Annotated in this window: 8 protein-coding genes; 5 read left to right on the forward strand and 3 right to left on the reverse strand. The window is 64.3% G+C overall.

Annotation, left to right across the window (positions count from 1 at the left end; genetic code table 11):
• Positions 1 to 5: 5 nt before the first annotated feature.
• Together J7347_RS00740 and J7347_RS00745 are read left to right on the forward strand one after the other, a co-directional pair.
• Positions 6 to 1,631 (forward strand): acyl-CoA dehydrogenase family protein, encoded by a 1,626-nt coding sequence (locus tag J7347_RS00740; protein ID WP_209160430.1) that lies wholly within the window; start codon positions 6 to 8, stop codon positions 1,629 to 1,631.
• Positions 1,628 to 2,386, forward strand: a complete 759-nt coding sequence (locus J7347_RS00745) for a crotonase/enoyl-CoA hydratase family protein (protein WP_209160432.1) — start codon at positions 1,628 to 1,630, stop codon at positions 2,384 to 2,386. The genes J7347_RS00740 and J7347_RS00745 overlap by 4 nt, the downstream gene beginning before the upstream one ends.
• Before the next feature lie 39 nt (positions 2,387 to 2,425).
• Here the strand turns inward: J7347_RS00745 and J7347_RS00750 are convergent, their stop codons facing one another.
• Genes J7347_RS00750 through J7347_RS00760 form a run of 3 tightly spaced genes read right to left on the reverse strand, consistent with a single transcriptional unit; the run spans position 2,426 to position 6,851 of the window.
• On the reverse strand, positions 2,426 to 3,268 hold the full coding sequence (locus tag J7347_RS00750; protein WP_209160434.1) for an ROK family protein: 843 nt from the start codon (positions 3,266 to 3,268) through the stop codon (positions 2,426 to 2,428).
• A complete protein-coding gene (locus J7347_RS00755; protein WP_209160436.1) occupies positions 3,265 to 4,344 on the reverse strand; it encodes a glycoside hydrolase family 68 protein in 1,080 nt (359 codons plus the stop codon). Before J7347_RS00755 ends, J7347_RS00750 begins: the two co-directional genes overlap by 4 nt.
• A 47-nt stretch (positions 4,345 to 4,391) precedes the next feature.
• On the reverse strand, positions 4,392 to 6,851 hold the full coding sequence (locus J7347_RS00760; RefSeq protein ID WP_209160438.1) for a TonB-dependent receptor: 2,460 nt from the start codon (positions 6,849 to 6,851) through the stop codon (positions 4,392 to 4,394).
• A gap of 169 nt (positions 6,852 to 7,020) precedes the next feature.
• Between J7347_RS00760 and J7347_RS00765 the strand changes: the two genes are divergently transcribed.
• The 3 genes from J7347_RS00765 to J7347_RS00775 all read left to right on the forward strand — a co-directional run bounded on the left by J7347_RS00765 (position 7,021) and on the right by J7347_RS00775 (position 12,661).
• A complete protein-coding gene (locus tag J7347_RS00765; RefSeq protein WP_209160440.1) occupies positions 7,021 to 8,367 on the forward strand; it encodes an MFS transporter in 1,347 nt (448 codons plus the stop codon).
• A 21-nt stretch (positions 8,368 to 8,388) separates the two neighbouring features.
• Positions 8,389 to 9,417: a LacI family DNA-binding transcriptional regulator gene (locus J7347_RS00770; protein WP_209160442.1), complete on the forward strand. Its 1,029-nt coding sequence runs from the start codon at positions 8,389 to 8,391 to the stop codon at positions 9,415 to 9,417.
• Between the two features lie 97 nt (positions 9,418 to 9,514).
• Positions 9,515 to 12,661 (forward strand): DEAD/DEAH box helicase, encoded by a 3,147-nt coding sequence (locus tag J7347_RS00775; RefSeq protein ID WP_245173750.1) that lies wholly within the window; start codon positions 9,515 to 9,517, stop codon positions 12,659 to 12,661.
• Positions 12,662 to 12,727 lie beyond the last annotated feature (66 nt).

The following is a 12,727-nucleotide window of genomic DNA, read 5'->3' on the forward strand; positions in this document are numbered from 1 at the left end:
CAAGGATGAAAACGCCGATACCGACAATCGAACGGCGCGACACGCACGAGGTGCTGAACCAACCGCCGCCCTTCGAGGACGTCAATCTGTTTACGAGCGATCGCGGCCTTGCCGAGGCCTTTTCGCACGCGGGGGGCGACACGGATGCGGCGCGTCTCGAAGCGCTTGGCGAACGCTGCGGATCGGCCGAAGTGATCGCATGGGGCGTCGAAGCCAATCGGAACCCGCCGGTTCTGGAAAGTTTCGACCGCTACGGACACCGCATCGACGAGGTGCGGTTCCATCCCGCCTATCACGAATTGATGCGCCTCGGCCTCGATGCGGGGTTCGCGGCGTCGGCATGGTTGCCCGGCGAGAAAGGGCATGCGCTTCACGCGGCAATCCTGTTCCTGACCGGGCAGGCCGATTCCGGCACCAGTTGCCCGATGACTATGACCTATGCCGCAGTGCCTGCGCTGCGCGCCGAGGCCGCCGTCGCCGAGGCATGGCTGCCGCGTATTCTTGCAAGCCGCTACGATCCAGCCTTCCGCCCGCCGGAGGAAAAAGCGGGCGTCACGATCGGCATGGCGATGACGGAAAAGCAGGGCGGCAGCGACGTGCGGGCCAACACAACGCGCGCCGTCCCTGTCGCAGAGGAGGGGTGGTACAGTCTTACGGGCCACAAATGGTTCTGCAGCGCGCCGATGTGCGATGCATTCCTGACGCTCGCGTATGCCGAGGGAGGCCTGACCTGCTTCCTCGTGCCGAGATGGCTTCCGGACGGAGAACGCAATGCGGGCTTCCGGATCATGCGCCTGAAGGACAAGCTGGGCGATCGATCCAACGCTTCGTCGGAGATCGAATATCATGGCGCGCTGGCGCAGCGTGTCGGCCCCGAAGGGCGCGGGGTCGCGACCATAATCCAGATGGTTCAGCACACGCGCCTCGATTGCGTGATCGGATCGGCGCAGCAGATGCGCGGCGCGCTTGCCCAGGCGCTCTGGCATACAGCGCACCGCTCCGCCTTCCAGAAGCGCCTGATCGACCAGCCGGCGATGGAAGCCTTGCTTGCAGACCTTGCCATCGAAAGCGAAGCGGCGACCGCATTGGGCTTCCGGCTTGCACAGGCTTTCGACGACAGCGATCCCCTGGCGCGCCTGTTGACCCCGATCGCCAAGTACTGGGTGTGCAAGCGGGCGCCCGGAATGGTCTACGAAGCGATGGAAGCGCATGGAGGCGCGGGTTATGTGGAAACAGGACCGATGCCGCGCCTGTTCCGGCAGTCTCCGCTGAACGCGATCTGGGAAGGCTCGGGCAATGTCATTGCGCTCGACGTGCTGCGCGCGATCAATCGCGAGCCTGACGGAGTGGAAGCGCTGCAGGCCTATCTGGCCAAGGCGCGCGGTCGCATTGCGGCCTACGATGCCTGGATCGACGGGATCGATTTGCGCGGCATAGGGGAAGGAACGGCGCGATTGCTGGTCGAAAGACTGGCCCTAGCAGCGCAGGCGGCGGTGCTGATCGGACAGGATAATCCGATCGCCGAAGCCTTCTGCCGTCTGCGGCTCGAGCCGCGCGGCCATGCCTTCGGTGCCTTCGATGCCGCAATCGATACGCGCGCAATCATCGACCGTGCGATGCCTTCGACATGAGCGTCCGGATTTCAGACGAAGGCGCGGTTCGTACCGTCACGATCGATCGGCCGGAATGCCGGAACGCCGTCGATCCCGAAACGGCCGTTGCATTGCGCCAGGCGTTCACCGAGTTCGAGGAAGACGACAGCCTGGCGGCAGCTGTCCTGACCGGGGCGGGCGGATATTTCTGTGCCGGCTTCGACTTGAGGGCTGTGGGCCGGGGTGACGACGCGTATGAGCCAGAAGGTGTCGGACCGATGGGGCCGACGCGAATGCTGGTGTCGAAACCGGTCATCGCCGCAGTCGAGGGTCATGCGGTCGCAGGGGGGCTTGAACTCGCCCTGTGGTGCGATCTGCGCGTCGCCTCGTGCAGTGCGGTGTTCGGCGTGTTCTGCCGCCGCTGGGGCGTCCCTTTGATCGACGGTGGTACGGTTCGCTTGCCGCGCATCGTGGGCCAGGGAAGGGCGCTCGATATGATCCTGACAGGGCGGCCGGTCGATGCCGATGAAGCTCTGGCGATGGGGCTTGCCAATCGCGTGGTCGACGAAGGCGGCGCGCTTGGCGCGGCGCAGGAACTGGCGGCGCAAATCGTGCGCTTTCCCGCAATGTGCATGCGGATCGATCGCATGTCCGCCTATCGCCAGTGGGATTTCGACCTCGCCGACGCGCTTCGCTTCGAAGGGCGCGAAGGGGCCAAGCCGTTGCGCGCCGAAGCGAGCGCTGGCGCGAGCCGGTTCACGAGCGGAGCAGGGCGCGGCGGCAAAGTGGACTAAGACTTCTCTTTCGCCACCCCCGGTCCCCGCGCGGATACATCAAGTAGCTAGGATCATGGCCCCGATTATACCCGATCGGGACCCAAGGCGCGGTGCGACGATTGTGTGCCGCGTCCCTCCCGGCAGATAGCCGGCATCGAGTTCGCGTGCCCGCGCAGCGATCCGTTCGCGCAGGTTCGGCGTTTCGAGAACACCGCCCCCCAGGACCACCGTTTCCACCGATGTCGACGCGAACAGCGTGTGGCAGGCCTGAGCGAGGTATCCCGCCACGCGGTGATGCGCGGGATGGGTAGGGGGCAGGTCCGACAGCGTCGCTCCCCAGCGCGCGGATATGGCCGGTCCGCTGGCGAGGCCTTCCAGGCAATCTCCGTGAAAAGGGCATACCCCTGCAAACTCGACATCATCCGCGGGCCGACGCGGGTAGTAATGGCCCATTTCGGGATGGGCGGCGCCATGGACACAGCGTCCGTCTATGACCAGGCCCACACCGATCCCGGTGCCCACGGTCATATAGGCCAGCGAACCCGCTTCGTCCCGCGCCTGCGCCTCGGCGAGCGCGGCGGCGTTGACGTCGGTCTCGACCGCGACGGGGACGCTCAGACCCTCGGCAAGCGCACCGGCGAAATCGTACCGGCTCCAGCCCGGCTTGGGGGTGGCCAGGATATGACCATGGTCCGGCCGCTGCTGATCGAGCCCGACCGGGCCGAACGTCGCCAGGCCCAGCGCCGATATGGCGGGTTGCGAGGCAAACCAGTCGAGTGCGTCGGCGACCGTTTCGTCCGGGCCACGGGTGGGAATGGTGTGCGTGGCGGCGATCGAGTCCGGCGAAGGTCCGACCGCGAGGACGCACTTGGTGCCGCCCGCCTCTATTCCGCCGATCATCGCGCCTGCACCTCGCCAGCTAGGCTGACGGTTTCGCTATCGAAAGCAAGCTGCAGGAGCGGGGCAGGCGCACCGACGAATCCGTGCGCCCCCGGATCGTCGACGAAACTCGCCGCGATGCCTTCCGCACTCACGAACCAGCTATAGGCGCGGCGGGGATCGTCCGCCGGATTGGCGAGCACGAGGCCGCTGCCGTTGAGCGGAGCCCACGGCCCCGACAGCGAGTGTGAAGCCATGCCATACAGTCCGGTCGGTCCGGCATTCGCATCGGGCGCAAAGGTTGACGTCTGTGTCACCCAGAAAAGATAATACATTCCGTTGCGAAAAACGACATGGGCGCGTTCGAGTTCGTTGTTGACGCCATCCGCATGGACGAGCGGCGGCAAGAGCGACCATCCCGACCCGTCCCGTCGTGCTAACCCGACAGCGCCGTTGTAATCCGAACCGGTCGCGGCGAGCGATGCGGTGAAGACGAGATATTCCGCGCCATCCATCGGATCGCGGAAGAAGGCCGGATCGCGAAACGCCTTGATCCGGCCCGGCTCGCCGTGATGCTCGTCCGCCGCGCAATATTCGGGGGTCAGAGTCTCGATCGAGGGGCGGGGGGCAGACCATTCTCCGATCGTTCCATCACCGGAAACGGGCGCGCTCGCTTCGAACAGGCGCTGCTGATAGCCGCGGGACCGCCCGACGATACCGGCGCCGGTGAAGAACAGCGTCAGCCTACCTTCGTCGAACAGGGCGGAACCGGCCCATTCGCGTTCATAAGGCACGGAAAATCGTGGAAGGACGGCTCCATTGTCCACCCATCCTTCTTGCTCGCGCACGAGCCAGCGGATGTCGGCTTCGAAATGTCGGGCCTCGGGATCGCCCCGATCGGGCGCCGACAGGGCCATCCACATCTCACGCGGCCCCAATCGGGCGATCGTTCCGTCACGATTTTGGACCGGCCACATATCCCAATAATATCGGTCCTCGCCCCCCACCGGTCGCGGCGCGTTGCCGATTTTCGGGACTGACGGGCAGCTTTCGGGTGCGATCGCGGCCGCGTGGGCCCTGGTCCATGCAGTGGTCACGGTGCGTCCTCGGATTATCTCGAAACAAAGCGATGCCAGCGGGGGGATCAGAAGTCGAACCGTACGGAAGCCGACAGCGTGCGCCCGTTGATCGAACGGGCACGGACGATCCCGTTTGCTGGAATCGCGCCTTCCTCCGCTTCGGTAAATCCTTCGACGTCGAAGACATTGTTGGCGTTCAGTGACAGGGTGATACCGTCCGCCGGTCGCAGATTGACGAAGGCGTTGACGGCGGTGAAGCCGGGGAGGACGAGCTGGTTGCTGTCCTGCGCGTAGCTATCGCTGGTGCCTACCGCATTCACGCCCAGTCCGAACAGCTCGCTGTCATAGGCCGCGGTCGCCTGATAGATCCAGTCGGCCTGGCGGCGCGGCGTGTTGCCGACATTGGCCGGGCTGATATTGTCGCGGTCGATCTCGGCATCGGTGTAGGTCGCACCGCCCGACAGGCTGAACGGACCCATCCGGTAAGAGCCTTCCAGCTCCACGCCGCGCGCCTTGTAGGCCCGGCTGAAGACGGTCTGCGTGGTTGCTTCGAAATTCTCCTCCTCGGTCCGCGCATCGAATGCCGTGGCGTAAAAGGACAGGCCGCCGGCGCGATATTTGACGCCGATTTCCGCCTGCTTGACGAAATCGACTGCCACGTCGCTATTGCGCAGCTCGCCGGTAGCCGGATCGACATTGTTGGCGTTGAACAGGATGCGATCCGCATTGGCCCGGCCACCCCGGCTGTAGCGCCCGAAGATCGAGAAGGAGTCCGAGACGAGATAATTCGCACCGACCGAGTAGGAGAGGTAATCCGTGTCGTAATCGACCAGGGCCGCGCCTGTGGTGGGCAGCACGCTGACCAGCGTTTCGGCCCGGTTGATGGCCCCGTTTCCGTTGATGTCACGAGTCGTCACCGGCCCATCGCCGAACGTGCGGCCCTTGGCCTCGCTGAAATCCCAGCGCACGCTGCCATCGAGAGACAGTCCGCCGAATTCCAGGCCCAGAGCGGCGAAGGGTGCCTTGGTCGTATAATCGAGATCGTAGGAGCGACGGCAGCAATTGCCGAAGAACGCGGCGCTGTAACCGACCGTGCCGTTCTGGGTCTGCGGCACGCCTACGGCATTGCGGACATCCAGCAACACGGCATCGCCATCGCCCTGGACGCTCATCAGATGCGAAGTCCACAGCCAGGCGGTGTCGATATCCTGCTGCGAATAATAGAAACCGCCCGTCAGGCTTGCCGAACCGCCGCCGACATCGAATTCGGTCGTCGCCCGCAGATCGTTGGTCAGATTGTCGAGGCTGTTGAGCCTCGTGTTGAAAGTGACGATGTTGGCCACCAGCCCGTTGCCGCCGAGCGATGCGGGATTGGCGACGATCTGGCCTGCCTGCGGGCCGCTGGCATAGAAGAGGCTCGAGCCCGGACCGCCGATCGCATCGGCGGCGGCCTGCGCTCCGGTCACGCTACCCGGGAAGGGCGAGACGAACGCGCCGCTGATGTCGGCATAGCGGAAGCGATTGGTCACCGTAAAACCGCCGACATCGAACTGCGCTTCAAAGCCGCCGGCCAGCACTTTGGGGTGCATACCTTCATCGATGTTGTAGGTCTGGACCTGGTTCGCTTGATCGAGGGTCGTGATCGGCCTGAAATTGCGCGAATGGAGCGAATTCGAATTGATCGAGAAATTCGCGATGCTGGTATAGGTCGGGTCGGCATCGCTGCCGGTTACGAATACCGGGTTCGGCAGGTAGGCGACCGAGTGATCGTTCAGATACTTGCCGTAGACGCGCACATAGCCGTTTGCGAAATTGCGAGTGATATTGGCTTTGATCTGGCCGCCGCGTGACCCGTCAAAACCGACATCGCGCGGACCGTCGCCGATATGGCTGAAACCGCCGATGTGGAAATCGGTGTTGTCATCGATGCTGCCGCCATAGTCGAAATCGGCGCGGAACTCGCGATAGTCCAGCCCGGCGGTCAGACCCAGCGATCCGCCTTCGCGCGTGCCGGTCTTGGAAATGAAATTGATGACGCCGCCGGGCGAATTCGACGCGAAGGTCGATGCGGACCCGCCGCGCACCGCTTCGACTCGAGCAACCGAATAGTCGGTACGAAGGAAGATGTCGGCATTGCCGAACGTGATGTCGCCGAATTCGAGGATCGGAAGACCGTCTTCCTGAAGCTGCAGGAACTTGGCACCGCCCGAAGCGACCGGCAGACCGCGCACGGCGATATTGGCATTCCCATCGCCGCCCGAGCTTTCCGAACGGATGCCCGGGATCTGGCGGATGAGTTCCGCCGAAGACCGCGGCGCGAGATCGACGAGCGCCTCGCTATCGATCGAACTGACTGAAACCGAGCTGTCCAGCACGTTCTGACCGCGCGCGACTGCCGTGACGACGATCTCCGATGCGTCGATGACGGGCGGATCTTCTTCCGATGCGGCGGCATCCTGCGCCATGGCAGGCATGGCGAACGCCGAAAGCGCAGCGCTCAGGGCAAGGGTGTGACGGATTTTCATGGCAGCTCTCCTCCTGCATTCGCGTCGATGGCGCGATTCGGCTTTAGGACTACCTCTCTTGCAATCGTTTGCAAGCGATTTGTTGCAAACGATTGCAAATCGTACTCCGTGCTGTCATCAAGTCGCTCAAGAGCCCCCATCGAGAGGGCCCCAGACGAGAGGATCCGCCATGAAAAACGCGGCAAAACCAAGGCTTTCCCTGCTTCGAATCGTCGAAATGAATATCGGCTTTTTCGGGCTGCAATTCAGTTTCGGGCTGCAACAGGCCAATATGGGGCCGATCTACGGTTTCCTGGGCGCGGACGAGGCGACCATGCCGCTTTTGTGGCTGGCGGGTCCGATGACCGGCCTGATCGTTCAGCCCATCGTTGGCGCATTGAGCGATCGTACGTCGAGCCGTTTGGGGCGGCGCACGCCTTATTTCCTGATCGGCGCCATCCTGTGTTCGCTGGCTCTGTTCGCGATGCCGTATTCGCCCACATTGTGGGTCGCGGCTTCCCTGCTGTGGATCCTCGATGCGGGCAACAACATCACGATGGAACCCTATCGAGCCTACGTTTCCGACCGCCTCGCGCCCGACCAGCGGCCCGTAGGGTTCCTCACGCAAAGCGCCTTCACCGGTCTCGCGCAGACGCTGAGCTATCTGGCGCCGACTCTGCTGACGGCGTTCTTCGCGAAGGACGTAATCGACGCGAACGGCGTTCCGGCGATCGTGAGGGTGGCTTTCATCATCGGAGCGATCCTGTCGATCAGCACGATCGTGTGGTCGATCTGGCGCGTGCCGGAATTGCCTCTGAGCGAAGCGGAGCAGGCTGACCTCGCCGCGCGCCCGCTATCCGCCTCATCCGCCCTTTCGGACATCGCTACCGCCATTCGCGAGATGCCCAGGCCGATGCGCCAGCTTGCCTTTGCAATGCTGTGCCAATGGTATGCAATGTTCGTGTACTGGCAGTACATAGCCTTTGCGATTGGTCGTTCGCTCTACGATACTGCCGATCCCCAAAGCGCGGCCTTTCGTGAAGCGACGCTCACCGCGCAGCAGATCGGTGCTTTCTACAATTTCATCGCCTTCGCTTCCGCCTTGGCCCTGATCCCGATCGTGCGCCGTCTGGGAGCGCGATCGGTCCATGCGGTTTGCCTTGCCGCGTCGGGCGCGGCGATGCTGTTGATACCCGGGATGGAAGACAAGGCCGGACTGTTCGTGCTGATGCTCGGGATCGGGCTGGGTTGGGCGGGCATGATGGGCAACACCTATGTCATGCTGGCCGATGCGATTCCGCCTGCGCGAACGGGCATCTATATGGGTATCTTCAACATGTTCATCGTGATTCCGATGCTGATCGAAACGGTGACGATGCCGCTGATTTACGAACCTCTGCTGGGCTCCGATCCGCGCAATGCGCTGATGCTGGGAGGAGGGCTGATGCTTCTGGGCGCGGTGGCGACTCTGTTCGTGCAGGCAGGCGGACGTCCCGCACGGGCCGTGTCGGAGGCCGCGTCTATTCCGCCGGCCTAGTCGCGTGTAGACGCTGGGACGATGAGCGCGAAAGAAACACCCAGGGGCCGCCCCGCCGTCCGCACCCTCAGCGATCTCGCGCGCATTGCCGGGGTGTCTGCAGGCACTGTCAGCCGGGCGCTTGCAGGCAACAGCCTGGTCAACACGGACACGCGCGATCGCATCGTCGCTCTCGCGCGCGAGCATGGTTTCCGTCCGAACAAGATGGCCAGCAGTCTGCGCCGCCAGAAGACCGACGTCATCGGCATCGCCATCCCGCTGGGCCACGATCGCAGACAGCAGATTTCCGACACCTTCTTCATGACGCTGCTGGGCCATCTCGCCGATGCACTGACCGAGCGCGGGTACGACCTGATGCTGCGCCGCGTGATCCCCGAACGCGACGAGGACTGGCTGGACCGTTTCATCGGATCGGGATTGGTCGATGGAGTGCTGGTGATCGGCCAGTCCGACCAGTTCGACCGGATCGAGGATGCAGCCGACGGCTATCTGCCGATGGTCGTCTGGGGCAATCATGCCGAAGGGCAGCGCCATTGCGTGGTCGGCACGGACAACCGCCTGGGCGGGCGGCTTGCGACCGAGCGGCTGATCGCTGGCGGCGCGCGGCATATCTATTTTCTGGGCGACACATCCGCAGTCGAATTCGCAGCTCGCTATGCCGGCGCGCTCGATGCGGCAGGCCGGTTTGGCGTGACGGTCACACCCCTGACGAGCCACCTCTCCAGCGATCGGCTGGAAGCGGAAGTGGCCGCCAATCTCGATCGTCCGTTCGTGCCCGGAGACGCCATCTTCGCCGCGACCGACACGCTCGCGATCGCCAGTCTCGCGCGGCTGAAGGCGCTCGGCATCTCTGTGCCCGACGAGGTGCGCATCATCGGGTTCGACGATCTCCCGCTGGCCGCCCAGACCTCTCCGCCGCTCACCACCGTTCGCCAGGACATACGCGCGGGCGCCTTCGCGATGGTCGATCTGCTGATCCGCCGACTGTCGGGCGAGGAAACCGAAAGCATCGTGATGCCGCCGCGCCTCGTCGTCCGGCAGACAGGGTAGTGCCGAACGGGGAACGGCCCTGTCTCTCGGGCCTTTTGATCTGTGCGCGACCGGCCGCTTCCCTGGTCCAACCGCGCCGCGAAAGGGTTTCCCGAGATTGTCTTCGACCGATGACGAAACCGCCGCTGCGATCGGCATGGGTGCAAAGGTGCTGCGCATCGTTCGAAATATCGGCGATGGCCCGGTGCTGTACCTGTGCGACGACGATACCGAGGCCGAGAGCCTTGCCACGGCTCTCGAGGCGCTGCTGCCGGAGGTGACGATTGTCCATCTTCCCGCAAGCGATACCCTGCCGGGCGACGATGCGCCGCCATCGCCAGCCAATGTCGGCCACCGCGTCACCGCGCTGCGGCGGCTGCGACAGCTTTCGTCCGAAGAACGACAAGAGGATCTCGTTGTGGTGACCACGGGAGAGGCCGCCGCGCGGCGTTATCTCCCTGCAGACGCTTTCGATGCCGAACCACCCTGCATCCGCGTAGGCGATCCGATCGATCCCGACGAGTTTCGCGAAAAGGCGATCGAACTCGGCTATTTCCTGGACGATCGCATCGACGAGCCGGGCGAAATCGCCATTCGCGGCGAGGTGATCGATCTCTATCCCGCCGATGCCGGAGGTCCCGTCCGGATCGATCTGGCCGATGGCCGGATTGCCGCGATCCATCATTTCGATGCCATCTCGCAATTGCGCAGCGATGCCTGCGACGCGGTTGCGATAGGCCGCGCGGCAGAGCCGGAGGGAGACGCGACGGCTACGCTTGTCGATCATATGACACCCGGCATCCTGTTGCTGTCGCCAAGGGCGGAAAATCGGCGCAGGCGGTTCGCAAAGCTCGCGCAGCGTGCGGCGAAAGAGACCAAGGCCGATCTGGACGCCGTCGACGATGCCCGCTGGCAGGCGGCGATCGAAAACTGGCGGCTGGAAAGCGATGGTTCCTCAATCGCTCTCGAAGCAACTCCCCGCTTCGCGGAAAAGAAATCCCCGGCGCGGGCGGCCATACGCTTTCTGAAGTCCGAACGCGAAGCGGGTCGCGCTATCGCCATTGTCGGCAGCGAGCGCGACCTGCGGTTTCTGCGCAGCCGCCTGAGCCATGCCTTCGAAATCGTCCAGCATTGCGAGAGCCTGCGCGCCTTGTCGGCAAAAGACGACAATGCGCTCAATTTCCTGTGCGCCCCGCTCGATCGCGGAGCGCGCGATGACGATGTCGCGCTCATCGCGGCGGCGGATATTCTGGGGTCGCGCGCGCTGCTCGATACCTCGCCTTCCGCTGCGCGTCAGGTCGGCCTTGTCGGAGCGGAATTGCAGCCGGACGATCTGGTGATTCACGAAGATCACGGCTTTGCCAGAGTCATCGGTCTGGAACCCGCGCCCGAAGCGCAGGGGGGCGAGGTGATCGCGCTCGAATATGCAAAGGAAGCGCGGCGTCTGGTGCCCACCAGCGACGCGGCCCTGCTGTGGCGTTACGGCGGCGATGCCGACAGCGTGAAACTGGACAAGCTCGATGGCACGGGCTGGAACAAGCGCCGCGCGGAAATCGACAAGGCGATCGCCGAAACCGCGAAATCGCTGATCACTCTGGCCGAAGAACGGGCCAGGCAGTCGGCCCCGGCGATGGAGCCCGATGCCTCGGCCTATGAACGCTTCGTCTCGGGCTTTCCCTATAACGAGACGTCCGATCAGGCGCGCGCCATCGCTTCGGTGCGCGACGATCTGGCTTCCGGCAAGCCGATGGAGCGGCTCGTCATCGGCGATGTCGGCTACGGCAAGACCGAAGTGGCTCTGCGCGCCGCGGCGATCGCCGCGCTGTCGGGTTATCAGGTTATCGTGGCCGCGCCGACCACGGTGCTGGCGCGCCAGCATCTGGAGGAATTTACGCGCCGCTTCGCCGATACCGGCGTCAAGGTCGCCGGCCTGTCCCGGCTGACGGGCGCGGCGGAGAAGAAGTCTGTCCTGGCAGGGCTTGCGGACGGATCGATCGGCGTGGTCGTCGGCACCGCAGCGGTGGTTGGCAAGTCGGTCGAATATGCCAGGCTCGGACTTGTCGTGATCGACGAGGAGCAGCGCTTCGGTGCAGCCGACAAGGCGAAATTGCGACAGGCCGCCGACGTCCATCTCCTGGTGATGAGCGCGACGCCCATTCCGCGCACGCTGCACCGGGCGATGATCGGCTTGCAACAGGTATCCGTGATCGCCACGCCGCCCGCCCGCCGCCAGCCGATCCGCACCACGACCAGCACGATCGACGATCCGGCGATCGGCCTTGCACTGCGCCGGGAAAAGATGCGCAAGGGGCAGAGCTTCGTCGTCGTCCCGCGCATCGCCGATCTGGACGCCATGCGAGAGCGGATCGAGACGATTGCGCCCGACCTCAGCATCGTCGAGGTGCACGGCAAGATGCCCGGTGGCGAACTGGACGAGGCGATGGTCCGGTTCGCGGCCGGTGATGGGGACATTCTGCTTGCGACCAACATCATCGAGGCCGGGCTCGACGTGCCGCGGGCCAATACGATGATCGTCTGGCGATCGGATCGGTTCGGCCTTGCGCAATTGCATCAACTGCGCGGACGCGTGGGGCGGGGGCGAAGGCGCGGGCAGGTGATCCTGACCACTGCGGAGGAAACGATTTCGCAAGCGAGCGAGAAGCGTCTGCGCACGCTCGAAACCTTCGATCAGCTCGGCTCCGGTTTCTCGATCGCCAGCGCCGATCTCGATCAGCGCGGAGCGGGCGACATTCTGAGCGATGCGCAGGCCGGGCACATGAAATTGATCGGCATCGATCTCTACCAGCATTTGCTCGAAGGGGCGCTACGTAGAGCGCGCGGCGAAGCGCAACGCGAATGGCATCCTGAAATCCGTACCGGCATCACGGGTGCGTTCCCGCCCGACTGGATTCCGGAAGAAGAGGTGCGCCTCAATCTCTACATCCGCCTCGCCCGATTGAGCGGGCGTGCCGAGCTGGATGCTTTCGAAGCGGAACTGGCCGACCGGTTCGGACCCTTGCCGGACGCCGCGCAGTCGCTGATCGATCTGGCCCTGCTGACGATACTCGCGCTCGAAACCGGTATTCGGGCGGTGAATGCAGGCCCGAAGGCGATAGCGCTCACGCCGACAGAAGCGGACGAAGACGCTCTGGAAGCGGTCGGGCTCGTTGCGAGCGACGATCGCTGGCTGGCAAGCCCGGACAAACCCTTCGCCGAACCGGCTCGCGCGGCGATCTCGATTCTTGAAGCTCTGGTGGAGAGTTGAGGGAGAAGGGACCGATCGCGTGCGACATTCCCCAAGAGCCTGAAGGCTGTTCGCAGCGCGTCCGGT

The organism is Erythrobacter sp. A6_0 (assembly GCF_017744235.1).
GTDB lineage: Bacteria > Pseudomonadota > Alphaproteobacteria > Sphingomonadales > Sphingomonadaceae > Qipengyuania.

What these genes read in the sequence shown, in the direction of transcription:
- J7347_RS00760 (WP_209160438.1), bottom strand. Translation starts at nt 6,851, where the DNA reads ATGAAAATCCGTCACACCCTTGCCCTGAGCGCTGCGCTTTCGGCGTTC.
- J7347_RS00740 (WP_209160430.1), top strand. Translation starts at nt 6, where the DNA reads ATGAAAACGCCGATACCGACAATCGAACGGCGCGACACGCACGAGGTG.
- J7347_RS00750 (WP_209160434.1), bottom strand. Translation starts at nt 3,268, where the DNA reads ATGATCGGCGGAATAGAGGCGGGCGGCACCAAGTGCGTCCTCGCGGTC.
- J7347_RS00770 (WP_209160442.1), top strand. Translation starts at nt 8,389, where the DNA reads ATGAGCGCGAAAGAAACACCCAGGGGCCGCCCCGCCGTCCGCACCCTC.
- J7347_RS00745 (WP_209160432.1), top strand. Translation starts at nt 1,628, where the DNA reads ATGAGCGTCCGGATTTCAGACGAAGGCGCGGTTCGTACCGTCACGATC.
- J7347_RS00765 (WP_209160440.1), top strand. Translation starts at nt 7,021, where the DNA reads ATGAAAAACGCGGCAAAACCAAGGCTTTCCCTGCTTCGAATCGTCGAA.